The sequence below is a fragment of the Erythrobacter sp. F6033 genome, assembly GCF_023016005.1.
GTDB lineage: Bacteria > Pseudomonadota > Alphaproteobacteria > Sphingomonadales > Sphingomonadaceae > Erythrobacter.
In genome coordinates this window covers 359,093-381,359 of sequence record NZ_JALKAZ010000002.1, presented here as the reverse complement: position 1 = coordinate 381,359, position 22,267 = coordinate 359,093, and the positions used below count along the sequence as shown (strand labels likewise).

Here is a 22,267-nt window from a genome sequence, read left to right as displayed (position 1 = left end):
GCAATGCCAAGAAAGGTAAGCGATGCAGCCTAGTTATCGTAGCTCGCCGCCAAGTCGATTTTTTCGATCTCGCGCTCGGGTTCTTCAACTTCGGTCGGTAGCGCTTCAAGGTCGGCAAGAGCGGCCCCTACCTCGATGTCTTTCAGCTTGATCAGCTGGCGTTTGAAATCGATCAGTTCAGTGCCCGAAAGCTGCGCTCGAGTGACGAACTTGACGCTGGCCGGGTTAATCGAGCGCCCACCGCGATACATTTCGTAGTGAAGATGGGGCCCGGTCGAGAGGCCCGTCGAGCCAACATAGCCGATCACCTGACCGCGCCGGACTTGTTGACCGCTGCGCACCGACATCCGGCTCATATGGCAATATCTGGTTGAGAGGTTGCCGCCATGTTTGAGCTTTACGGCAATCCCGCAACCGCCGGCACGCCCTGCCGATGTAACCGTGCCATCGGTCACCGCAACGATAGGGGTTCCGCGGCGCGCGCGGAAATCAAGGCCCGCATGCATCCGGCGATAGCCAAGGATTGGGTGACGGCGCATGCCGTATCGCGATGATACCGGTCCTGGCACGGGAGCAACCAAGCCATTGCGCTGCTCACCCACTCCGGATGCCTCGAAAAAGCGACCTTGGTCTCCCCAACGCATCAGCTGCGTTTTCGGCGTGCCATCCCGGTCAATACCCGCATAGAGCAATTGGCCTGCTTGGCGCTCACCTGTCGCAGCGCGGCGATAGGCCAACACGATATCGAATTCGTCGGTCGAACGGACTTGGCGATCCATGTCGATCTGATCGTCGAGTGTCTTGATGTAATCCTGCACGGCGCTGGCGGGTACGCCAGCAGCGCGCATCGATCGGTAAAGGCTGGAGCCGACCTGGCCGCGGATCCGCAAAGGCGTATCATCGACCCGGATCACGTTTTTCTGAAGTGCAAGAAGGCCACCTTCTGACGATTGCTCGGTTGCGGACTGGCGGGCGACTTCAAGTTCAAGATCGAAACGGGCGCGGAACTTCAGAGTATCCAGCGGACGCGCCTCACCTGCCTCGGAGCGGCGACCCAAAACAATGTCCATTTGCGTGCCCGGCTCGATTTCTGAAAGCGGCATCGCCTGACCGACCAGAGCGCTGACTTGACCAATATCTGTGGCCGAAACCCCGGCCCGGCGCAGCATGCTCGCAAAGCTGTCGCCCGGAGCAAGCGTTGCCAACAGTGTAATCTGGGGCCGCTCCGGTGCGCTAGCCAGCGGAATAACCGTAGCCGTCGGGCCCATCCGGCGGCCGCTATCAGCGCCAAGCGCCAGCGGCATAATCATTTGGCTGCGAAACTCGTCTCGAATCTCTTCGCTTTCAGGCATCGCAGTGCGCGCCTCAAGCGGCTCAATACTGGGCCAAAACATAAGCGCGACCGCACCCAGCCCAATCATAGTGCCGAGCCCGCGGAACCACCGGCGGCTTCCAATATCTTCGGCAAGATCAGGCGCTAGATCGACCGTGTCGAGCCAATCATTGGCGGAACGTTTCCACCCGTCATATCGCTCAGCGAACCCGCCCGAACCAGAAAGGAACTTCTGTTTCATCGCACCCAGCTTGGAAGTGCTCTCAGGCCTATCCGCATTCTCGACGTAGTGCGCGAGTCCAGCAATTGTAGCCGCATCCAGCTTCGGTGTTTCAGGCGCATCCTGATCGGCCTCGAACAGCTCTTCCTGCTGTTCGGCGTTGCCATCTGAGATGTCACGTGCGTGATCCAACCCGAAATCCTCTGTGCCTTAATCGGCTCTTGATGCCTGTCTTTGGCTGAAATCCATGGGGAAACAAAGTAAACACCGCGTTAAGCAGCGACCAAATGACTCGTTGCTGCGGTGGACCGATCTACGGGCTTATGCGTATAGATGACAGAGGGGCGAATGAGCCCATTGCGACCTGTCCCGAAGCCTGACACAAGCCGATTATTGTGATCCAGAATTCGAGCAATTCACGTGTGCGAGCGGTGCTCGGCCCCACTAATACCGGCAAGACTCACCTCGCGATCGAGCGGATGTGCGCCCATTCGAGCGGCATGATGGGCTTTCCGCTGCGATTGCTGGCTCGCGAGGTTTACGACCGGGTGCGCGCGATCAAAGGCGACGATGCCGTCGCACTGATTACCGGCGAACAACGGATCGAGCCGCCAAACGCGCGCTATTTCTGCTGCACGATGGAGGCGATGGACCGGCGCGGGGGCGGCCACGCCTTTGTCGCGATTGACGAGGCGCAGATTGGTGCGGACCCGGAACGCGGGCATATTTTTACCGACCGACTGCTTAACGCACGAGGCCGCGAAGAGACGATGATCCTCGGTTCGGCTACGTTAGAGCCGATCGTCAAAGCCCTGATTCCAGGGGTCGAAATGGTTGAGCGTCCGCGTTTTTCCACCCTCACTCATTCCGGCACCGCAAAGCTTTCGCGCCTCCCCCCTCGCAGCGCAGTCGTCGCTTTTTCAGTAGAGCAAGTTTACGCCATGGCCGAAGCGCTCCGGCGTTTCAGAGGCGGTGCTGCGGTGGTCATGGGCGCGTTGTCGCCCGAAACGCGCAACAAACAGGTCGAACTATTTCAGAATGGAGAAGTCGATTACATCGTCGCCACCGATGCGATCGGCATGGGGCTCAATCTCGACCTCAATCATGTCGCCTTCGCGGCGTTGTCCAAATTCGATGGGCGGCGCAAACGGCGCCTCACTCCGGCGGAAATGGCGCAGATCGCAGGGCGCGCAGGGCGGCATCAACGCGATGGGAGTTTCGGAACGCTCGCCGGAGGCGGGACACGATCCGGCGCGCCGCTCGAGTTCAGCGATGAAGAAGTCTTTGCAATCGAAGAGCACAAATTCGCGCCGCTGACCAAACTGCACTGGCGCGAAGCCGAACCACGTTTTCACAGTCTGCCAGTCTTGATCGGAGACCTCGAGAGCCGCCCGCGGCACGATGTGCTGCGGTCAGCACCGCCCGCAATTGATCTCGCGGTGCTCAAACGGCTTGCCGATGACCCAATTGCGAAGACCGTGCGCGGCCCTCATCTGGTCAGTCGATTCTGGGAAGCATGTTCGCTGCCCGATTTCCGGCAGATCGGGGTCGATCCGCACTCGCGTTTCGTTGCGCGGCTGTGGCAGGATCTGTGCGAAGGCTATCTCGGCGCGGATTTCGTGGCGGCGCGCATTGCGGAGCTTGATCGGACCGGCGGCGACATCGATACTTTACAGGGAAGGATAGCCGCGATCCGATCCTGGGCCTATATCTGCCAGCGACCGGACTGGGTTCTGGCACGAGATGAAATGGCTGCGCGAGCCCGCGCAGTCGAAGCAAAGCTATCCGATGCGCTGCACACGCGACTGACCGAACGCTTTGTCAATCGAAGGACGACAATACTGATGAAATCGCTTGGGCAAGATGCCGGCGCACTTCCTGTAACGCTTGAGGCGGATGGCCGTATCACCGTTGAGGGTGAATTGATCGGAAAGCTCGAAGGCTTTCGCTTCACAGTCGACGCCGGAACAGGCCTTGCCGATCGCAAAATGCTGCTTTCGGCGGGCGAGAAGGCAATGCCTGCGATCCTTGCGCAGCGCGCGGAATACTTGCTCGGCGATGGTATTGGAGAGCTTGCCATCGAACGCGGTGCGATCCGTTGGCAGGGCAGCACGCTGGCCGATATCACGATGCCTGATGATTTTTCAGCAGCGCGGCTCACCCTGTCCCGCGACATCGCGCTGCTTGCGGAGCCTGCACGCGGCAAACTCGAAGCCGGGCTGACAGAATGGTTAGGCGCAAAGCTTGAGCCGCTCGCGCCTTTACGCAAATTGGCCGAGGCGGCACGCAATCCTGAAGCGGGATCGCAAGCGCGGGCGCTTCTTATCACATTGATCGATGCGCGCGGCGTTGTCAGCCGCGAACAAGCGGGGCTTGAGCATCTTCCGAAAGAAATGCGCCCGTTTCTTCGCAAACTGGGTGTGACGTTTGGCGCGCTCGATATCTTTGCGCATCCGTTGCTCAAGCCTGCGCCGCGGCAATTGCTGCATGCGCTTGGGTTGGACAAGCGACCACTTCAGGAAGCGATGTTGCCGGTTCTGGCGGAAACAAAGCAATTGCCAGCCGGCTACCGTCCCGCTGGATCGCAAGTGATCCGCGTCGATCTGGCCGAGAAGATATTGAAAGCAGCTTTTGAGGCGCGCGCCAAGGCGACCGATGCAACCTCTAAAGATCGCAATCCACGCTTCCGTCTCAACCTAGCCCTCCCAATCTCCATTGGTCTCGAAGAAGAAAATGCTCGCCGCTTGCTCGGTAGCGCAGGCTTTAAGGTTCAACGGGCTCGCGCGCTTGATGAGGCAGCTCATGGCCCTCCTGCGCCTGATAGTTGGACGTGGCGCCCGCGCCGCCCAGGCGATGCGCAAAACAGAGCCAAGCCAGACAGACACAGGCAGAGCGCTGCGAAAGGTCAGCACAAAGGTGGCCGCGGCAAACCCAAAGGCAAAGGCGGACCTCGTCCACCCAAACAACGCGGCGACACTGGCCCAGCAAAAGCGGGCGGCGCGTTCGATGGATTGGCGGACTTGCTTGGCGGATGAGCGTAAGCGGGCGCGAACATGAAGGTGAGACCATCCGGCTAGACCGGCTGCTGGTTTACCTTCGTTTTGCCCGCACCCGCTCAGCCGCCTGTGCCATGATCGAAGGCCACTCATTTCGCCGCAACCGCATACATGTGAAGCGTGTGAGCGAAGGCATTGCAGTGGGCGATGTGCTGACGTTTGTTCAGGGCGAGACGGTTCGCATCGTCGAAGTGCTTGCCATCCCACAGCGTCGCGCGTCGCCTGCAGCGGCCAAACAGCATTACCGCGAACTAGGCTGAGGTAACATTCCGGACCAAGCTCACTCTTGACCAAATTCGGGAAATCGCCATAGCACCTCCCGTTCAAGTACGCGTTGTTTCCGAGAGCCTTGTTTTATGACTTACGTCGTCACCGATGACTGCATCAAATGCAAATACACCGACTGCGTCGAAGTGTGTCCGGTGGATTGCTTTTACGAAGGCGAGAACATGCTGGTAATCAATCCCAGCGAATGCATCGACTGCGGCGTGTGCGAACCGGAATGCCCGGCAGAGGCAATCCTGCCAGACACCGAAGATGGCCTTGAAAAGTGGCTTGAGCTGAACACCAAGTTTTCGGCTGAATGGCCGAACATCACGAGCCAGAAAGAGCCGCCTGCCGACGCGGACGAGTACAAGGGCGAAAAGGGCAAGTTTGAAAAATTCTTCAGCCCGGAACCCGGCGAAGGCGATTAAACTTGCGCGGTCGATTCGGGCCGCCCTCACCAACAAATCAATGTTCCACCGGCTTGCTAGATTCCACATCTGGGGTGGGATGATGCGTACCTATTGATCAGACTCGCAATTTTGTTGCGATTATGTTATATAATGATGCAACCGCGCTGGTTGGTCCCGGCGCAGGCGATGAAAACTAGAAAGGCCGCAGCCCAACAATCATAGATTTGAACGGTTTTATTCCGGTGCTCGTGCCTGTTTTACAGGCTCGTAGGGCGCCGAACGAAGCCGCCTTCTGTGTCTGTTTTGGAAGGCCGAATGAAAGGAATTCGCATGGCAAGCAATGCGCCCGCCTTTACTGTCGGAGATTATGTTGTTTACCCGAAGCACGGTGTTGGCCGTGTTATCGAACTGCAAAATGAAGAGATCGCAGGCATGCAGCTTGAGCTGTATGTGCTTCGCTTCGAAAAAGAGCGCATGACGCTCCGCGTGCCGACCAACAAGGTTGAGTCGATCGGCATGCGCAAGCTGTCTTCGGATAAGACGCTGAAAGAAGCCATGGAAACGCTCAAAGGCAAACCCAAGGTTAAGCGTACCATGTGGTCGCGCCGTGCGCAGGAATACGAAGCAAAGATCAACTCTGGTGAGATCGTTATGATCGCCGAAGTCACCCGCGACCTGTTCCGTCCGGAAGACCAGCCAGAGCAGAGCTATTCCGAGCGTCAAATCTTCGAAGCCGCTTCCAGCCGGCTTGCGCGCGAACTTGGCGCGATGGAAGAGACCGACGAAGCAACGGCTCTCGAGAAGATCCTTGATGTACTGCGCGAGCACGCTCCGCAATATTACGATAACGATGAAGACGACGGCTAAAGCTGTAAGTCTTTCGGACTGCATTCAAAGGGCTGCCCGGTCGGGCGGCCCTTTTTGATTCGCATCGTGTGTTAGCGAAATGGCAGCTGGTACTTGCACTTGCCTTGTTGGTGTATTACATCAGCAATACGCTATTTCGTATTCAGGTGGAGACACACAAATGATCGAACGGATTTTGAAAGGCCTCGCCCCGCTGGCGGCATTGGCCATGGGCGCCACGCTTTCCGGCTGCGGCAACATCGATATGAAGATCAATGGTGAGGAAGGCGTCCCTCTCGCAGAGCTTGATACCGCCAACGCAGCACCAACCGAAGTGGTGGTCGCCACCAACGCAACCGTCATCCTAACAGAAGGTGACGGGCTTGAAATTTCCGTCGAGAATGATCCGGAAACAGCGCTGCGCTTTACTCTGGATGAGAATACGCTTGGCGTGACTAGCGATCCCGATCTCGAAATCAAAGATGGCGCGGCAATTGTGCGTGTCACTATGCCCGCACCAGAGAACATCGTCATCGCTGGTTCTGGTTCGGTCGAGACTGCCGCATTGTCTGCGAACCCGGAATTGGTCATCGGCGGATCCGGTTCGATCGTCATGAACTCAATCACCACTGAGACGCTGGAAATCAGCATTGGCGGGTCGGGCGACATCAAAGGCAGCGGGACTACCGATCGGCTCGAAGTGACCATCGGCGGATCAGGGAATGTCGATCTCGCCGGTCTCAAAGCGACAAATGCCGAGGTATCCATCGGAGGATCGGGCAGCGTCAGTTTTGCATCCGACGGCGAAGTCGAAGCCAACATCGCTGGAGCAGGCGATGTCAACGTGACAGGCAATGCCAAATGCACCCTCAACAGTTTCGGTTCGGGCAGTCTGAACTGCACGCCGACCTCCGCAGACACGGAGGCTGAAGCCGAGCCGGTTGCTCTTGAAGAGAGCTAATTATCGCATCAGCTTGTCCCAAGCGGCTTGCAATCCAATTCAGAGCGCGCATGGTACCCACCATGCGCGCTCTTTCATTTCTTATGCTTGCCGCAGCAGGCATATCGCTCTCGGGCTGTCTTGGTACGGTTGCTGATGTCGTGACGGCGCCCGTGAAGGTCGGCAGTAAGGCTGTCGATCTGGCCACCACCAGCCAATCAGAAGCAGACGAGAAGCGTGGCAGGGAACTCCGCAAGCGCGAAGAGGAGCTCGGCAAACTTGAGCGCCGCTATGGTAAGGAGTTGCGCAAGTGCCAGGATGGAAGCCGCAAGGCCTGCGATGACGCGCAGAAAACCTACCGGGCTATGCAGGAGCTCATTCCCACGCTTCCGGTCGAACCGGATAGCAACGACTAGTCCGCAGGCGTAGCCGCTCTACGCAAACGGTCATTTATCGCTCGTCCGATACCCACTTCGGGTACAGGTGCAACCGCGATACGGGGCTTTTCGGAAGCGGCGCCGAGATGCAGACAATCGTACAGGCGCGCTGCTGCTTCGGTGAGGTCGCCGGACGGTGACAGATTGCAGTCCCCACTCAATCCACCAAACCCGATCCAAAACTCGTCTGGCGCAACTATTTGCGCATCAAGCCGCACGGGTTTCCCTGGAGCATAGTGGCTTGCGAGCTGTCCGGGAGCTTCTATTCCCTCGCCGGGTGATGATCCCCGCGCGCGGCTATCCAACTCGATTGGTCCGGGGCGGAGTTCTTCGACACTGCCATCCTCGCGTATCGCAGCAATAGTCGATTCGACACCGGCCGTGGTCGCCCCGCCATCAAGCACGAGATCAATCCGCCCATCAAGGGATCTGACAACGTGCTCTGCAGTTGTCGGGCTGATAAACCCGCTGCGGTTGGCAGAAGGAGCGGCAAGCGGGAACGGCACCGCAGCAAGTAATGCCTGCATCACCGGATGCGAGGGCGCGCGAATGGCAAGTGTGGAAAGACCCGCGGTCACTGCCGGAGCGAGAACGGCACTTGAGAGCCTTGGCACAACAAGTGTCAGCGGTCCGGGCCAATATTGGTCCGCCAGCTCGCGGGCCTTCGTATCCATCACAGCAAAGGTGGAAGCATGCTCCGCATCCCTGACATGGACGATCAGCGGATTGAAATCTGGCCGGCCTTTGGCAGCGTAAATCTTCGCCACGGTGTCTGCGCTATCCGCTCGTGCGGCAAGGCCGTAAACCGTCTCGGTCGGAACAGCGACAAGACCTCCCGATTCGAGAATCGCGGCCGCCCTCGCAATCCCATCTGCATCCGCCAGCACCACTTCCGTAACGTTCTTGCCGCTCATGCGTTGGTCGCTATATTCTTGGAGAAGCGCTGCCAAGCGAAACGCGCTTTTCCGCTCAATTTGCGCCCCACCCAAACAGGACGAACACGCCCGTGACACCTTTTACGCCCCCAACCCAAGATCAACTGCTCGCCATTCGCGTGAATGCAGGAATTGAAGAGATCGCGGCTTCTGAAAAATTCGCCCATGCGGAGGCTGATCTGGTCGAAGCGATTGTCGACGGTGTCGGTCAGTTTGCTGCAGGCGAGTTCGCGCCGCTGAACCGGATTGGCGATTTGGAAGGTGCGAAACTGGAAAATGGCGTGGTCCGACTGCCTCACGGGTTCAAAGAGGCCTACGAATCCTATGTCGAGCAAGGATGGAATGCGATTGCATCGCCGGAGGCGCATGGCGGGCAAGGCCTTCCCTTTACCTTGTCTTGCAATGTGCTTGAGAACCTGGGGTCGGCAAATATGGCGTTTTGCCTGCTGCCGATGCTGTCTGTTGGCGCAATTGAAGCTCTGGAGCATCACGGAAGCGCCGATCAGCAGGCAATCTATCTGCCTGATCTCGTAAGCGGCAAATGGTCAGGCACCATGAACCTGACAGAGCCAGCCGCGGGCAGCGACGTTGGCGCGCTCCGATCAACCGCTATGCCCATCGAAAACGGAGAGCATGCTGGCAAGTACAAGATCAAAGGCCAAAAGATCTACATCACTTGGGGTGAGCACGAACTTGCCGAGAATATCATTCACCTCGTCCTGGCGCGTTTGCCTGACGCGCCTGAAGGCTCGCGCGGTATTTCGCTGTTCGTGGTCCCGAAATATCACGTCAACACCGATGGCTCTCTCGGCAACCGCAACGATCTGCGCTGCGTCAGTTTGGAACATAAGCTTGGCATCAATGCGTCACCCACATGCGTCATGAGCTATGGCGACAATGATGAATGCATTGGCGAACTCGTCGGAGAGCCCAATCGCGGATTGATGGCCATGTTCACGATGATGAACAATGCACGGATCAATGTCGGCAACCAAGGCACGCAAATCGCCGAACGTGCCACTCAGCAAGCGATTTCCTATGCAATGGACCGAGTGCAATCGGCCCGCGCAGGGTCCCCGGACAAAACACCGGTCGCGATTATCGAGCACCCCGATGTGCGGCGCATGATCCTGCGCATGAAAGCCCTAACCGAGGCCGTACGCGCACTGCTGTATTATTGCGCGGGCCAAGTCGATCGCGGGGCAATCGGCAATGCTGACGCAGGAAATCGCGCCGAAATCCTTGTTCCAATGCTTAAAGCGTGGGGCACAGATGTCGGCGTCGAGGTTACCGGGATCGGTATTCAAATCCACGGCGGAATGGGCTTCGTTGAGGAAACTGGCGCTGCCCAGCATTGGCGCGATTCGCGCATCGCTCCGATCTATGAAGGCACCAACGGCATACAGGCCGCTGACTTGGTAACACGCAAACTCGGCCTTGAAGGCGGCGAAGCGATGATCAGCCTGTTCGATGAAATCGCCCGCGACGCATCAAACGAGGCTACGCTTTCTTTGCTAGCAACCGAATGCGTAAATGTTGCGCGTTGGATGCGCGACGAAGCGAGCCTCGATGATAGGCTCGCAGGCAGTGTTCCGTTCTGCACCATGTCAGCCGTCGCTGTAGCAGGCTGGCAAATGATGAAGCAGGCAGAGGCCGTCGCCAATGGCGCCGCGCCTTCGCTGGCCAAGACGAAACCGGTCAGCACGCGCTTTTTCCTCGACCGGATCGTTCCCGAGGCACTCGGCCTTAAGGCTGGGGCGATTGCGGGTTCGGACTTGCTCTACGCGATTTCCAGCGAGCAACTCGCCGGATAAAGGCCTAGTCGATTTCCTGCCCTGCTTGGGTCCGCAAGTAGTCTTCTTCGAAGATCGCCTGCGGATCACGCAATTCGCGTTGCGGAGGCAATGATCGTCCGGTTAGGCGTTCAATCCCTGCACCGGGCTCTGCGTTCGGTGCGACCGTCCGCCAAATGATCCCGGCTGTATCGTCTGATACGAGCAGCGAGCCATCTCCGGCCCATTCCACCCATGTCGGGCGCCCTTTGGTCGTGCCATCTTCGTTTAAAAAGCCGCCCAGGACAGTAACGGGCTTACCAGTCGGGTTGCCCCGCTCGTCAAACTCGACATAGACAACGTCATACCCCGATGGCGGCTTGCGATTCCAGGAACCGTGACGAGCGATGAAAGCACCGCTGTTCATACCATCGCCCATCCGGTGGCCTTCTGCGGTGAAAACCAACCCGAGCGCCGCAACATGTGGCCCGAGTGCAAATTCGGGATTGCGCGTATATTCCATAAGATACGCCGGCATCGGCGCCTTCACTCGGCGGTCAATGTTGTTTTTATAGTAGAGCCACGGCCAACCGTAATGGGCGCCAACCGGTACATTGGTGAGGTAGTCAGGCACCAGATCGGAGCCAAGCATATCGCGTTCATTGACTGTCGTCCAAAGCTCGCCCGACCATGGGCTGAAATCCAGTCCGTTCGCATTGCGCAGGCCCGCCGCGAACTGGCGCTGACGATCGGTTTCCAGGTTGTACTCCAAAATCATCGCGCGGCCTTCTTCAACCGCCATGCCGCTTTCACCGATATTGCTGACCGAACCGACAGCGACATAGAGCCGGTCGCCATCCGGATGAATTTCCATATTCCGCATCCAGTGTCCGCCACCCGGAGCGAGATCCATCAATTTGCGGCCTTCGCCCGTTACCGCGTCACTTCCGAGCTCATAGTCGAAGGCCAAAACGGCATCATGATTGGCAACATAGAGTGTGTCATCCCGCCAGCTCAGACCCGAAGGAGAATCGAGCCCCTCTTCGCGGATAACAATCTGTGTTTCTGCGGCTCCATCACCATCTTCATCGCGAAGCAGCACAATCTGATTGGGCGAATCGCCGGATGCCCCGGCTTCTGAAAACAAATAGGATGCGACCCAGCCGCGCACCGTATCCATGAAACCGCCTTCGCCGTCATCGTCGGTTTTTGGCGATCGGGTCAGCGTCACAAGAACATCGCCATTCGGAAGTGCGTATAGAACACGTGGGTGCTCCAGACCTTCTGCAAATCGGTTCACTGTCATCCCATCAGCAGGAATTGGCAGCTCGCCCTCTTTCCAGCCAACCGGTTTCGCAATCTGTACGGTTGGGAAACTCTCCGCCTCAGGCGCTTGAAGCACAGGCTCCGTACCAGCGACTTCATCGACCGAAAGATCAGCGGTGTCGCCGCGCGATAGGAAAAAGAATGCGACGCCCAGAATCAGAATCAGGACGAGCAAAGCGATTGCGAGTTTGCGAAGAATAGCCATGTGGATGGAAGTAGAGCCGCAAAACGCTTGCGGCAACAGTTCAACGCTCGCAAGGAAGCGCAATGTACGATTTCAAACCCGATGATGCGCTCGACACGGCCGAACGATACCGCCAATTATGCGATGCGGCAGATGCTTTGACCGCGGGCGAACCAGACCCAATCGCCAATATGGCCAACGTGGCTGCGCTGATCTGGGAATTTGTGCCAGACTTAAATTGGGCTGGATTTTACCGGATTGCGCCTGCGAAGTCACAGGGACAGGAATTGGTGCTTGGCCCGTTTGTCGGGCGCCCGGCCTGTATCCGCATTCCGCTTGATAGAGGCGTTTGCGGAGCAGCCGCATCGTCGCGTCAAACCCAGCTTGTCGAAGATGTCCATGCATTCCCGGGGCACATCGCCTGCGATTCAGCGAGCCGTTCAGAGCTTGTGGTACCGGTGACGCGAGACGGTGAAGTGGTTGGGGTGATTGATCTGGACAGTCCGAGTCCTGGCCGTTTCTCGGCTGAAGATGCGGCCGGGCTAGAGAGACTGGCTGACCTTTTGGCCGATCGGGTCTGATTTCATTCAAATCAAGGCGCGCAAACGCCCCGAAACGAGACAAGGCTTTACACCGCGCTTGGGCAATTGCCTTTTGCGATGGTAAACATTTGGCTAACCAAGTTAAACTGTGCGAGCCAGCCTCGTGCGTCTCACTCAGGGGAATCAAAATGTCTCGTACGACCCGCACCTTTGCCGGCATTGCACTTTCTGCGTCCGCAATTGCCATTGCCAGCCCGGCAGCTGCTCAATTGAGCGATGCCGAACTCTCGCAATTGCCGAGCGAATATCGGTCGGGGCCCGTACAGCAGGATTACACCGACACTTCTGTTGGTCCGGATGGGGTGGAAACCATTGTTCGCACTCGCCGGATTGAACATAGCGCCCCAGCCACAGAGTATTACGAGAGCGAGCGCGAATACGCGGCTCAGCCTCACTATTCCTACGCTCACTCGCCAACGGCCACCGTTTTTGAACGCGACCAGTGGATCGAAGAATGTGAGCGCCGCACCAATGGTCGCGGTGAAAAAGAAAAGGGCGGGATCATTGGCAGCCTGCTAGGCGCTGTTGCCGGTGGTATTATCGGCAACCGTGTCGCTGGAGCTGGCGATCGACTCGGCGGAACCTTGATCGGTGCAGGCACTGGCGGACTTGGTGGTTTGCTTTTGGGCAGCCTGATCGGCGGTGGCAAGAAGGGCGAGCGCTATGACTGTGCCGCAGCCCTGGATGCTTATCTTTCGCAACACGGCCGAGGTGGTCACCACATCGCCACCCGCACCATTCCTGCGCCTGCATACGGCTATGGTCACCAAGTCTACGCCGCACCTGTGCAATACAGCTACGCGCCAGCCTATTCCTATACATACCAACCGCCGCAGCAGATCGTCTATGTGCCGGTCCGTTATGAGCAGCAACAGCGTGTGATTGTACGCGAGACTGTTCGTGAAGAGACCTACGAAGTGCCTGGCGCCATCCGTCAGATCGAGGCTCCTATGCCGGTACCAACAGCCAATCCACAGCCGATCAAAATGATCAAACAGCAGCCTGTTCGGGTTGCGCCTTCGCGCGCACCACGCCCAATCAAGATGATTAAATGATAGCGGAATAGAGGCATTCAAAAGTTGCGCAGCGCAACTTCTGGAACCTCTCCGAAAGAACAGTATGAGCGCTAAACCTCTTTAGAACAGAGGTTTAGCGCTTTTCTTTTGCTAGAATTCACCGCCGGTGAGGCGCTGACAAACCAAGTCCAGTTGATCGAGCGACGCGTAGCGGATCGATACTGTGCCAGTCCTCGGATCATCATCAGACTTAATCCTGACGGGCAATCCAAGGAATTCCTCAAGATGGTTTTGGACGGCCGCTATATCAGCATTGGCCGCTTGCTCACCCTGCGAGGATTTGGGTGATGCAGGCTTTGGATTGACAGCCCTTGCCAACTTTCGGACGAGTTTCTCGATTTCACGGACAGAAAGATTGTCGTTCACCGCTTTATCAGCGAGGTTTGCTGCGTCGTCCTGTCCAATCAGCGCCCGAGCATGACCCATGGAGAGTTTTCCGCCCTCCACGAGATCTAAGACTTTCTCGGGGAGATTAAGCAGCCGCTGAGTATTCGCGACATGGCTGCGCGATTTCTCGACCATCCTGGCGATTTCCGCCTGAGTCATGCCCTCTTGATCTGCAAGTCTTTTATAAGCCCGCGCTTCTTCAACAGGATTTAAATCCTCGCGCTGTAGGTTTTCAATCAGCGCAAGCGCCATAACCTCGCGATTATCCAAATCTCTAACGAGCGCAGGAATATTGTGCAGCCGCGCCTTTTGCGCTGCCCGCCAACGACGCTCACCCGCGACAAGTTCATATTTGCCCGACGAAAGCGGCCGCACGATAATAGGCTGGATTACGCCGCGCTTTGCAATCGAAGCGGCCAGTTCCTCCAGAGCATCCTGATCAAAATGCTTACGAGGGTTCCCCGGCAGGGGTTTGATAGATGCAACTGAGAGCGACTGAAGCGAAGAATCACTAGGTGCCTTCGACAAAACGGGCTCACCTGTCACTTCATCACGAACGAGAGGTTCCTCTCGCTTCGTTTCCCCCAGAAGGGCGCCCAACCCTTTGCCGAGCTTCTTCTTTTTATCTGCCGGGCTGCGCTGCGGCACTGAAAAACGAATGGGATCGCTGCTCTTGCTCATGCGGCTTTCCTTTCAGGTGGGAAACGACCAATCAGCTCGCGCGCCAAGGCAATATAGGCGCGGCTACCGGTGCAGGAATGATCATAAACAAGCGCGGGTAAACCATGACTTGGCGCTTCCGAAAGCCGCACATTGCGCGGAATTACCGTATCAAACACCAAATCTCCCAAACATTCCCGTACATCATCGGAAACCTGGTCCGTCAAACGGTTGCGGCGGTCATACATGGTAAGTGCGACGCCAATAATATCGAGCGACGGATTAAATCGTTGTTGAACCTGTTCAATGGTTTGAAGCAACTGACTGAGCCCTTCGAGTGCGAAAAACTCGCATTGCAACGGCACCAACAGCGTATCGGCTGCACAAAGTGCGTTTAGTGTGAGCAACCCAAGCGAAGGCGGGCAATCGATAAAGCACACGTCGTGCCCTGAATGCTTATCGAGTGCATTGCGTAAACGTGCGGTGCGCTCTTCGACTGATACAAGCTCGATCTCAGCCCCGCTTAGATCCTGAGTTGCCGGCACAATATCCAGACCCGGAATACTCGTTGTGACAGTAGCGTCGATGAGGGGAATTTCATCCACCAATAGGTCATAGCTCGATAGGTCGCGCGATGCGGAATCCACACCCATTCCCGTCGAGGCATTCCCTTGGGGATCAAGATCAATCAAGAGTGTGCGCCAGCCGGTCGCAGCCATTGCTGTCGCCATATTGATAGCAGTCGTCGTCTTTCCAACACCGCCTTTTTGGTTCGCAATGGCAATTGTCAGCATGGTTTTCTCACCTTTTGGGCCGATTTCAGTGCCCATTTGCACAAATCGCGTCGTTCAGGTGCTTACGATGATGCCTGCTTCGCGATCGGTCAACGATTGTTCCACGTGAAACATCGCTCGAATCGGTTTTTTCTGTTGTTTCAATTCGTGCGCCGCAGACCGCCCTTTCGGCAAGAGGTAGCGTGTAGCCCCTGTGGAGAAGGGTGCGGATAACCGAAGGAGCTTATCTAAAGGAGCAAAAGCACGTGCCGAAATGACATTTACCGGGAATGGTTCGATTCGCTCCAATCGGTCACCAATCACCCGGCATTGCGATAATCCAAGTTCATCCACACAACTCTGAAGAAACTCGACCCTCCGCCCGCGGGACTCAACAAGACAAACAGGCAAGTCAGGAAGCAGTGCCGCGATTACCAAGCCTGGTGGACCCGCCCCTGTGCCCAGGTCCAACCATGGATCAGAGGTTGCATTGAGTGTTTCACGTGGAACATGCTCTAGCAACTGCGCGCTATCAGCCATGTGGCGCTGCCAGATCTGCGATTCAGAAGCCTTGCTGATAAGGTTCTGACGCTGATTTTCAGCCAGCAACAACGCCGTAAGTCTTTCGACGCGCTCGAACGCGGCTTCTCCCACCATACTTTTTACGTATGCGCGAGCTTGTACTTCGGTTTCGATCAGGCGGTCTTGGCTCACGCTGCAAACTGACCTGATTGCTGATAACGGCGTGCATGGACGAGCAATGCTGAGAGCGCAGCCGGGGTCACCCCTGGCACCCGGCCAGCTGCAGCCAGTGTTCCTGGTGCGGCCTTACCCAGACGCTCAACCATCTCATTGGAAAGACCGGGCACTTGGCCATATGGAAAGTCAGGTGTTAGCGGCAATTGTTCGCTTGCACGCAAATCTCGCAGTTCGGCCTCCTGCCGCTCCAGATATGGCGCGTAATTGGCGTCTTCAGCCATTTCTTCCGCCAAAAGGTGGTCCAACTCAGTTGCGCCATCCATCCACGGCTCCAGAGTTTTCAGATCGATTCCGTCATGACGAAGCCATTCGCGCAGATGTTTTTCACCGCTGTCGCGCCGCACAGATAGGCCCGCGTCCGACAGTTCACGTGCGTGAACAGGCTTCCCAAACACGGCATCAATTCGAGTGCGATTTTCCTCGCGCCGCTCAAACCAATTGCGACGCTCCGCACCGACACATCCAACCTCGATGCCCAACGGTGTCAGGCGGGTAGAGGCATTGTTTGCGCGCAACCGGAGGCGGTATTCCGCGCGGGATGTGAGCATACGGTAAGGTTCGCTTACGCCCTGCAGGGTGAGATCATCGATCATTACGGCAATGTACGAATTGGCGCGATCAAGCTTGGGCCGCGCCCTCCCAAGCTCTGCAGCCGCCGCTTCAAGCCCAGCAATAAGCCCTTGAGCGGCCGCCTCTTCATAGCCTGTCGTGCCATTGATCTGGCCTGCACAATACAGCCCGGGGATCGCCCGCACTTGCAAATCAGGCGTCAGGGCACGTGGATCAATGTGGTCATATTCGACGGCATAGCCAGGGACGACCATCTTGACCTGTCCCAGACCAGGCATCGCGCGCAGCATATTCTGCTGCACGTCGACCGGTAGAGATGTGCTTATGCCATTGGGATAAACGAGATGTGTGTTCAGCCCCTCTGGCTCGAGAAAAACCTGATGGCCATCTCGATCCCCGAATCGGTGGATCTTGTCTTCGATAGAGGGGCAATAGCGCGGTCCCGCAGCATCAATTGCCCCCGAAAAGAGAGGAGACCGATGAAGGTTTTCGCGGATGGTATCGTGCGATTCCTGTGTTGTCCGCGTGATTGCGCAAAAGACCTGAGGGTTAGGTCGCTTCTCTGTAAGCGGCGACATGGTCCAATCATCGGTATCGGAATGCTGTTCGGGCAGCACAGCCCAATCGATTGTCCGTCCATCAAGCCGAGGTGGCGTACCCGTCTTAAGCCGGGCCATTGGCAACTCGGCATCTCGGAGTTGCTGGGCGAGCTTTGTAGCCGCGTTCTCTCCGATGCGGCCGCCTTCAAAGCGTTCTTCGCCGCGGAACAGTATTCCGCCAAGGAACGTGCCTGTGCAGAGCACGACACGCGGTGCACTAATAATTGTCTGGTCTGCCAGTTCGAGGCCAGCGACAAAGCCACCTTCAAGAACGAGAGCTGCGGCCTCTCCCTCGATCAACGTCAAATTGCTCTGTTTGCCAACAATGCTTTGAACAGCCGCTTTGAAGAGAACCCTGTCCGCTTGAACCCGTGGCCCCCAAACGGCGCTGCCCTTTGACTTATTGAGCATTCGGTAGTGGATCGCCCCAGCATCAGCCGCCCTACCTAGAACTCCGTCGAGAGCATCGACTTCGCGCATGAGATGACCTTTACCCAGACCACCAATTGCGGGATTGCAACTCATAGCCCCAACGGCATCCAGATCGAAGCTGACGAGTCCGGTCCGCGCGCCCATGCGTGCAGCGGCGCAGGCCGCTTCTACACCGGCGTGACCGCCGCCGATTACAAGGACATCGAAATTCTGCATAGTCGCGCAAATAGAGATTGTGCCTCTCCGCGTCAAAGTCGATTTTGCGTCAGGTCTCCATGTGTTTCACGTGAAACACTTGCCCGGTCCCAACCCTCTACTTCCCGATACAAAACCGCCCGAATAGCGCGTCGAGCATGTCTTCAGTCGTTGCGCGACCTATCAAACGATCGAACGCGACGCGCGCGGTCCGCAACTCTTCGCCTATCAAGAGCAAATCTGACTGCCCCCCTGCGCCTTTCAGCGCTGCCAGTGCCTCGCTCAAGCGCCCATGTTGCCGCGCATTCAACGCAGCCTCTCCCGGCTTCGGCAACGCAGCGCGCGCCAGTTCCACCAACCGCATTTTTAACTCAGCAACACCCTCGCCTGTTACCGCGGAAACCGACGCTAAGGATTGTTCTTTTGCTAGGTGTGAAGCTTCGTCGGTCCGTGCATCAATTTCATATGCTTCGGCCGGGCCTTCACCTTCGTCGCCAAGCCATAGGATTAGATCGGCGCGCTCCAATTCAGCTTTAGCGCGATCTATGCCTATTCCTTCGATCTCATCATCGCTGTCGTCTCTGAGGCCGGCGGTGTCCACAAACAAGAATGGCGCTCCGCCGATTGAAACAGGTCGCTCAATCACATCTCTTGTTGTCCCGGCAATCGGAGATGTGATCGCGGCTTCACTTTCGATCAGAGCATTGAAGAGCGTCGATTTCCCCGAGTTGGGTGGACCTGCCAGAACGACACGGAATCCCTCGCCCAGCTTGTCCGAGCGAGGCCTTTCCAACCAATCCGCCAACTCTTTCGCAAGCAATTCAACATCACTCACGAAACCCTTGGGCAATTCACTTACATCGTCTTCATCTGAGAAATCGAGAGCAGCTTCGATCTGCGCCGAAAGCCGCAGCAATTCGGAGCGCCACGCTTCGACTTGCCCAGACAGCTTTCCGCTTGCATTCGCAATTGCCGCCGAACGTTGAAGCTCTGTTTCAGCAGAGAGCAGATCGGCTAGCCCCTCCGATTCAGCAAGATCGATCCGGCCATTCGCAAAGGCGCGCCGGGTGAATTCACCTGGTTGAGCGGGTCGGAGTCCGTCAATCGCGCCAAGAGCGGCTTGAACGGCGGCAAGGACAGCACGGCCACCGTGGCAATGAAACTCAACCAGATCCTCGCCTGTTGCGGTCTTTGGACCGGGAAACCACAGCACCAGAGCCTCATCAAGCACCGCACCGCTCATATTTCGCAGTTTGGCAACACTTGCGCGTCTAGGCTCGAATTCGCGTCCGCAGAGCAAATTCAGCGCCTTTTGCGCATCTGGGCCACTAATTCGGATAACACCAATGGCCGCCGGTGGAGCGCCGCTCGACACCGCGAAGATCGTCTCAGCCATGGATAGGGGCCTTTTGGAAAATCAATCGTCGTCTTTCTGGGGAGACTTTGTCTTGCCGCCTCGCATGCCGCCTTCAACGAAATTCTGGAACATCTTCAAGCCGACCTGCCCCATCGGCGCGAGAGCTTGAGCAAATTCCTGCATTTGTGCCGGATTGCTCACACCCTTCATCGCTTTGGTGATGTTGTCGACATAAACGCTGTTCGCTTCGCTAACATCGGGAAGCCCCATAAAACTGCGTGCTTCTTCAGGCGTGCAATCAATCTCGATATTGACCTTCATCGGTATTCTCCCTGACGGCCCGCATTGTTGCGGTGCGATACGCCCCTATGTGCGTTCAATGCGAACTTGGCAAAACCTGTCGGTCATGGATAGGCCAAACAGGATCAATCGCGTAGGAATGCTGGGATCAACACTTCTCAGGAATACGATGGACACCCAAACAGCCCTATCCCGTTGGCATGAAGTTGCGAAGAATGGCAGCAAACCCGATGAGCTCGCAGCAATCATGCGTGAAGATGCCGTGTTCCATTCTCCTGTCGTGCACACACCGCAGAAAGGCCGCCCGATCGTGGTCGCCTATCTTTCTGCTGCGTCACAAACTCTTGGCAACGGAAGCTTCCGCTATGTTCGCGAGGTCGTGGGCAAAGATACCGTGGTGCTAGAGTTTACCACCGAGATGGAGGGCATCGCCGTCAACGGTGTCGACATGATTGAGTTCGACGACGACGGTTTAATCAAAGATTTCAAAGTGATGATCCGTCCACTCAAGGCAGTGAACAAGGTTTGGGACATGATGGCGGCTGAACTGGAGCGCCAGAAATCAGGATGAAAACGTAGGCCTAGTTCAGAACCGCAAAATTCATGATGATCTTGCGGATCTGGGTATCCAAATTCTCCGGCAAGTCTGTATCGAGCGCCTCACGACGGTTCTCGACACTTTCAGAGATCATTATGCGCTTCATCGCCCAATCAGAACATGCACGCTGTTCGACTTTTCGGTGCTCAAGCATAGAAACGCCAGTGTGACGGGGATCATGCGTGATCCGAACCATCAGATCGACAAGTTCAGCCTCACCGCCTTCAAGCAACTGCAGAAAATTGCGGCCATTGTAGAGCAGAAGCCCAGTTACACCGCGCGCAGGATTGTTGCGCGCGCTGCTGGCGAGAATCGAATCAACTTCTTCGCGAGAAAGGCTCGGCGCAGTGCTGATGTAGAGATATTGGCTTAGCATATTGGAGATTGCTTAATGGCGAATTCTGATCTTGCCAATCACATCCCGCCTCTGCCCGAGACTATTCCGCTAGCTTTGTGAGAAAATAGTCAGCCTTCCCCTTTGGATCGACCGGAATGCTGTAAACCGAGTATGGCACGTACACCAAAGTCCATGCAGGCATAGCGCCCAGCAAAACCGCCGGAACGAAAAAGGACGCAAAGGCAGCGCCAACAAATCCAACCATGGCGAGCAGTGCGGAATTGGGCTTGCTGGACGCGTAATCCCGTTCGGCTAGTTGGGTTTGCCGAATGATTTCACACGCATCGCCATAATCACGCCGCATCACTCGCAAGCGATGCCCACCTAGCGTCATTGAATTGAATTCGATCGATGCGTGCCATTCACCGTCCAAGGACACATGAACACCGTATGCTCGTAGCATCGAAGCAACGGCAATCGCTTCAAAACGGGATACAAATATGGCGAGCACGACCATGGAATTTTCGGTGTCTTCCATCGCCGTGCTCTTGCCGAATTACTGGTTCATGGTGTCGAAGAAATCTTCGTTGGTCTTCGAATCCTTCATCTTGTCGAGCAAGAATTCCATCGCATCGATCGTACCCATCTGCATGAGAATGCGGCGAAGGACCCACATCTTGGAAAGCTTGTCCTTCTCGACCAGCAGCTCTTCCTTACGCGTGCCGGATTTACCGACATCCAGAGCCGGGAAGATGCGCTTATCAGCAACCTTGCGATCCAGAACGATTTCCGAGTTACCAGTGCCTTTGAATTCTTCGAAGATAACTTCGTCCATCCGGCTGCCCGTATCAATCAGAGCGGTGGCAATGATGGAGAGTGAGCCACCCTCTTCGATGTTACGCGCGGCACCAAAGAAACGTTTCGGACGCTGCAGAGCGTTGGCATCAACACCGCCGGTCAGGACTTTGCCCGAGCTTGGCACAACCGTGTTGTAAGCGCGGCCCAAACGCGTGATCGAGTCGAGCAGGATAACAACGTCATTCTTGTGCTCAACCAGACGTTTAGCTTTTTCAATAACCATTTCAGCGACTTGAACGTGGCGATTGGCTGGTTCGTCAAAGGTGGAGGAGATAACCTCACCCTTCACGCTACGCTGCATGTCGGTGACTTCCTCTGGACGCTCGTCAACGAGCAAAACCAGAAGGAACACCTCAGGGTGGTTGTCAGTGATCGCTTTCGCAATATTCTGCAGAAGCACGGTTTTACCGGTACGCGGCGGCGCCACGATCAAAGCACGCTGGCCTTTACCTTGCGGCGAAATGATGTCGATCACACGCGCCGATTTGTCTTTTACCGTTGGATCGAGCGTGTCGAGCGACAGTTTCTGGTCCGGATAAAGCGGCGTTAGGTTGTCGAAGTTGGTGCGCATGCGAACCTGCGCGGGGTCTTCGAAGTTTACCGTCGTCAGCCCGGTCAGTGCGAAATAACGCTCGCCTTCTCTTGGAGCGCGAATTTCACCTTCAACCGTGTCGCCTGTACGCAGGCCCCATTTGCGGATCTGGTTTGGCGAAACATAGATATCATCGGGCCCTGCGAGATAATTCGCTTCTGGTGAACGGAGGAAGCCAAAGCCATCCTGCAGCACTTCGATAGTGCCGATACCCATGATCTTTTCTTCGTATTCTTCGTCTTCAGCGAGTTCGCGCAGAATGCTGAACAGCAGGTCCTGACGGCGCATCGTCGACGCGCCTTCGACGCCGAGTTCTTCAGCCATCTGAACAAGTTCGGCCGGGGTTTTTTCTTTGAGGTCTTTAAGATGCATTGAAAATCATTTCCAAAATCAGTGGATTGGCCGGATTGTCAGTACCTCTTGAACGAGGCGCCTTTTGATGAAGG

22 protein-coding genes are annotated in these 22,267 nt (G+C 56.6%); 10 read left to right on the top strand and 12 right to left on the bottom strand.

Annotated features, from left to right (window positions below; genetic code table 11):
* Positions 1 to 29: 29 nt before the first annotated feature.
* On the bottom strand, positions 30 to 1,745 hold the full coding sequence (locus MWU39_RS13950) for a M23 family metallopeptidase (protein ID WP_247160849.1): 1,716 nt from the start codon (positions 1,743 to 1,745) through the stop codon (positions 30 to 32).
* 287 nt (positions 1,746 to 2,032) lie between these two features.
* On the opposite strand from MWU39_RS13950, the gene MWU39_RS13945 reads away from it, so the two are divergent.
* The 6 genes from MWU39_RS13945 (at position 2,033) to MWU39_RS13920 (ending at position 7,488) form a co-directional block, all read left to right on the top strand.
* Positions 2,033 to 4,588 carry a helicase-related protein gene (locus MWU39_RS13945; protein ID WP_247161113.1) on the top strand — a complete coding sequence of 852 codons (2,556 nt, stop codon included), beginning with the start codon at positions 2,033 to 2,035 and terminating at the stop codon, positions 4,586 to 4,588.
* Entirely contained in the window at positions 4,585 to 4,869 is a 285-nt protein-coding gene (locus tag MWU39_RS13940; protein ID WP_247160848.1) for an RNA-binding S4 domain-containing protein, read from the top strand. The genes MWU39_RS13945 and MWU39_RS13940 overlap by 4 nt, the downstream gene beginning before the upstream one ends.
* 96 nt (positions 4,870 to 4,965) lie before the next feature.
* Complete coding sequence (gene fdxA, locus MWU39_RS13935) at positions 4,966 to 5,304, top strand: ferredoxin FdxA (RefSeq protein WP_247160847.1); 339 nt, start codon at positions 4,966 to 4,968, stop codon at positions 5,302 to 5,304.
* Between the two features lie 312 nt (positions 5,305 to 5,616).
* Positions 5,617 to 6,153, top strand: a complete 537-nt coding sequence (locus MWU39_RS13930; RefSeq protein WP_247160845.1) for a CarD family transcriptional regulator — start codon at positions 5,617 to 5,619, stop codon at positions 6,151 to 6,153.
* Positions 6,154 to 6,313: 160 nt separating this feature from the next.
* Entirely contained in the window at positions 6,314 to 7,093 is a 780-nt protein-coding gene (locus tag MWU39_RS13925; RefSeq protein ID WP_247160839.1) for a head GIN domain-containing protein, read from the top strand.
* Positions 7,094 to 7,155: 62 nt separating this feature from the next.
* Positions 7,156 to 7,488 (top strand): YfjI family protein, encoded by a 333-nt coding sequence (locus MWU39_RS13920; RefSeq protein ID WP_247160837.1) that lies wholly within the window; start codon positions 7,156 to 7,158, stop codon positions 7,486 to 7,488.
* Here MWU39_RS13920 and MWU39_RS13915 read toward each other — a convergent pair.
* Complete coding sequence (locus MWU39_RS13915; protein ID WP_247160836.1) at positions 7,485 to 8,423, bottom strand: L-threonylcarbamoyladenylate synthase; 939 nt, start codon at positions 8,421 to 8,423, stop codon at positions 7,485 to 7,487. The genes MWU39_RS13920 and MWU39_RS13915 overlap by 4 nt on opposite strands.
* A gap of 92 nt (positions 8,424 to 8,515) precedes the next feature.
* On the opposite strand from MWU39_RS13915, the gene MWU39_RS13910 reads away from it, so the two are divergent.
* Positions 8,516 to 10,258 (top strand): acyl-CoA dehydrogenase, encoded by a 1,743-nt coding sequence (locus MWU39_RS13910; RefSeq protein ID WP_247160827.1) that lies wholly within the window; start codon positions 8,516 to 8,518, stop codon positions 10,256 to 10,258.
* A gap of 4 nt (positions 10,259 to 10,262) precedes the next feature.
* Here MWU39_RS13910 and MWU39_RS13905 read toward each other — a convergent pair whose 3' ends face one another.
* Positions 10,263 to 11,747: a PQQ-dependent sugar dehydrogenase gene (locus MWU39_RS13905; protein WP_247160825.1), complete on the bottom strand. Its 1,485-nt coding sequence runs from the start codon at positions 11,745 to 11,747 to the stop codon at positions 10,263 to 10,265.
* Positions 11,748 to 11,809: 62 nt separating this feature from the next.
* On the opposite strand from MWU39_RS13905, the gene MWU39_RS13900 reads away from it, so the two are divergent.
* Complete coding sequence (locus MWU39_RS13900) at positions 11,810 to 12,307, top strand: GAF domain-containing protein (RefSeq protein WP_247160822.1); 498 nt, start codon at positions 11,810 to 11,812, stop codon at positions 12,305 to 12,307.
* Between the two features lie 149 nt (positions 12,308 to 12,456).
* The gene (locus MWU39_RS13895; protein ID WP_247160820.1) at positions 12,457 to 13,383 is read left to right on the top strand and encodes a hypothetical protein; all 927 of its coding nucleotides are present in this window, start codon (positions 12,457 to 12,459) and stop codon (positions 13,381 to 13,383) included.
* Positions 13,384 to 13,494: 111 nt separating this feature from the next.
* On the opposite strand, the gene MWU39_RS13890 is transcribed toward MWU39_RS13895, so the two are convergent.
* The 6 genes from MWU39_RS13890 to MWU39_RS13865 all read right to left on the bottom strand — a co-directional run bounded on the left by MWU39_RS13890 (position 13,495) and on the right by MWU39_RS13865 (position 19,457).
* The gene (locus MWU39_RS13890) at positions 13,495 to 14,472 is read right to left on the bottom strand and encodes a ParB/RepB/Spo0J family partition protein (RefSeq protein WP_247160818.1); all 978 of its coding nucleotides are present in this window, start codon (positions 14,470 to 14,472) and stop codon (positions 13,495 to 13,497) included.
* The gene (locus tag MWU39_RS13885) at positions 14,469 to 15,245 is read right to left on the bottom strand and encodes an AAA family ATPase (RefSeq protein WP_247161111.1); all 777 of its coding nucleotides are present in this window, start codon (positions 15,243 to 15,245) and stop codon (positions 14,469 to 14,471) included. Before MWU39_RS13885 ends, MWU39_RS13890 begins: the two co-directional genes overlap by 4 nt.
* Before the next feature lie 54 nt (positions 15,246 to 15,299).
* Positions 15,300 to 15,923 carry a 16S rRNA (guanine(527)-N(7))-methyltransferase RsmG gene (rsmG, locus tag MWU39_RS13880; protein WP_247161109.1) on the bottom strand — a complete coding sequence of 208 codons (624 nt, stop codon included), beginning with the start codon at positions 15,921 to 15,923 and terminating at the stop codon, positions 15,300 to 15,302.
* Between the two features lie 11 nt (positions 15,924 to 15,934).
* Positions 15,935 to 17,800 carry a tRNA uridine-5-carboxymethylaminomethyl(34) synthesis enzyme MnmG gene (gene mnmG / locus MWU39_RS13875; protein ID WP_247160817.1) on the bottom strand — a complete coding sequence of 622 codons (1,866 nt, stop codon included), beginning with the start codon at positions 17,798 to 17,800 and terminating at the stop codon, positions 15,935 to 15,937.
* Positions 17,801 to 17,897: 97 nt separating this feature from the next.
* The gene (gene mnmE / locus MWU39_RS13870) at positions 17,898 to 19,175 is read right to left on the bottom strand and encodes a tRNA uridine-5-carboxymethylaminomethyl(34) synthesis GTPase MnmE (protein ID WP_247160815.1); all 1,278 of its coding nucleotides are present in this window, start codon (positions 19,173 to 19,175) and stop codon (positions 17,898 to 17,900) included.
* Positions 19,176 to 19,196: 21 nt separating this feature from the next.
* Complete coding sequence (locus MWU39_RS13865) at positions 19,197 to 19,457, bottom strand: DUF6489 family protein (protein WP_247160814.1); 261 nt, start codon at positions 19,455 to 19,457, stop codon at positions 19,197 to 19,199.
* A gap of 148 nt (positions 19,458 to 19,605) precedes the next feature.
* On the opposite strand from MWU39_RS13865, the gene MWU39_RS13860 reads away from it, so the two are divergent.
* Positions 19,606 to 20,007 carry a nuclear transport factor 2 family protein gene (locus MWU39_RS13860; RefSeq protein ID WP_247160813.1) on the top strand — a complete coding sequence of 134 codons (402 nt, stop codon included), beginning with the start codon at positions 19,606 to 19,608 and terminating at the stop codon, positions 20,005 to 20,007.
* Between the two features lie 10 nt (positions 20,008 to 20,017).
* Here MWU39_RS13860 and MWU39_RS13855 read toward each other — a convergent pair whose 3' ends face one another.
* The 3 genes from MWU39_RS13855 to rho form a co-directional block, all read right to left on the bottom strand.
* Complete coding sequence (locus MWU39_RS13855; RefSeq protein WP_247160809.1) at positions 20,018 to 20,410, bottom strand: BLUF domain-containing protein; 393 nt, start codon at positions 20,408 to 20,410, stop codon at positions 20,018 to 20,020.
* 61 nt (positions 20,411 to 20,471) lie between these two features.
* The gene (locus MWU39_RS13850) at positions 20,472 to 20,909 is read right to left on the bottom strand and encodes a hypothetical protein (RefSeq protein WP_247160802.1); all 438 of its coding nucleotides are present in this window, start codon (positions 20,907 to 20,909) and stop codon (positions 20,472 to 20,474) included.
* An 18-nt stretch (positions 20,910 to 20,927) separates the two neighbouring features.
* Positions 20,928 to 22,193 carry a transcription termination factor Rho gene (gene rho, locus MWU39_RS13845; protein ID WP_247160800.1) on the bottom strand — a complete coding sequence of 422 codons (1,266 nt, stop codon included), beginning with the start codon at positions 22,191 to 22,193 and terminating at the stop codon, positions 20,928 to 20,930.
* Positions 22,194 to 22,267: the final 74 nt, after the last annotated feature.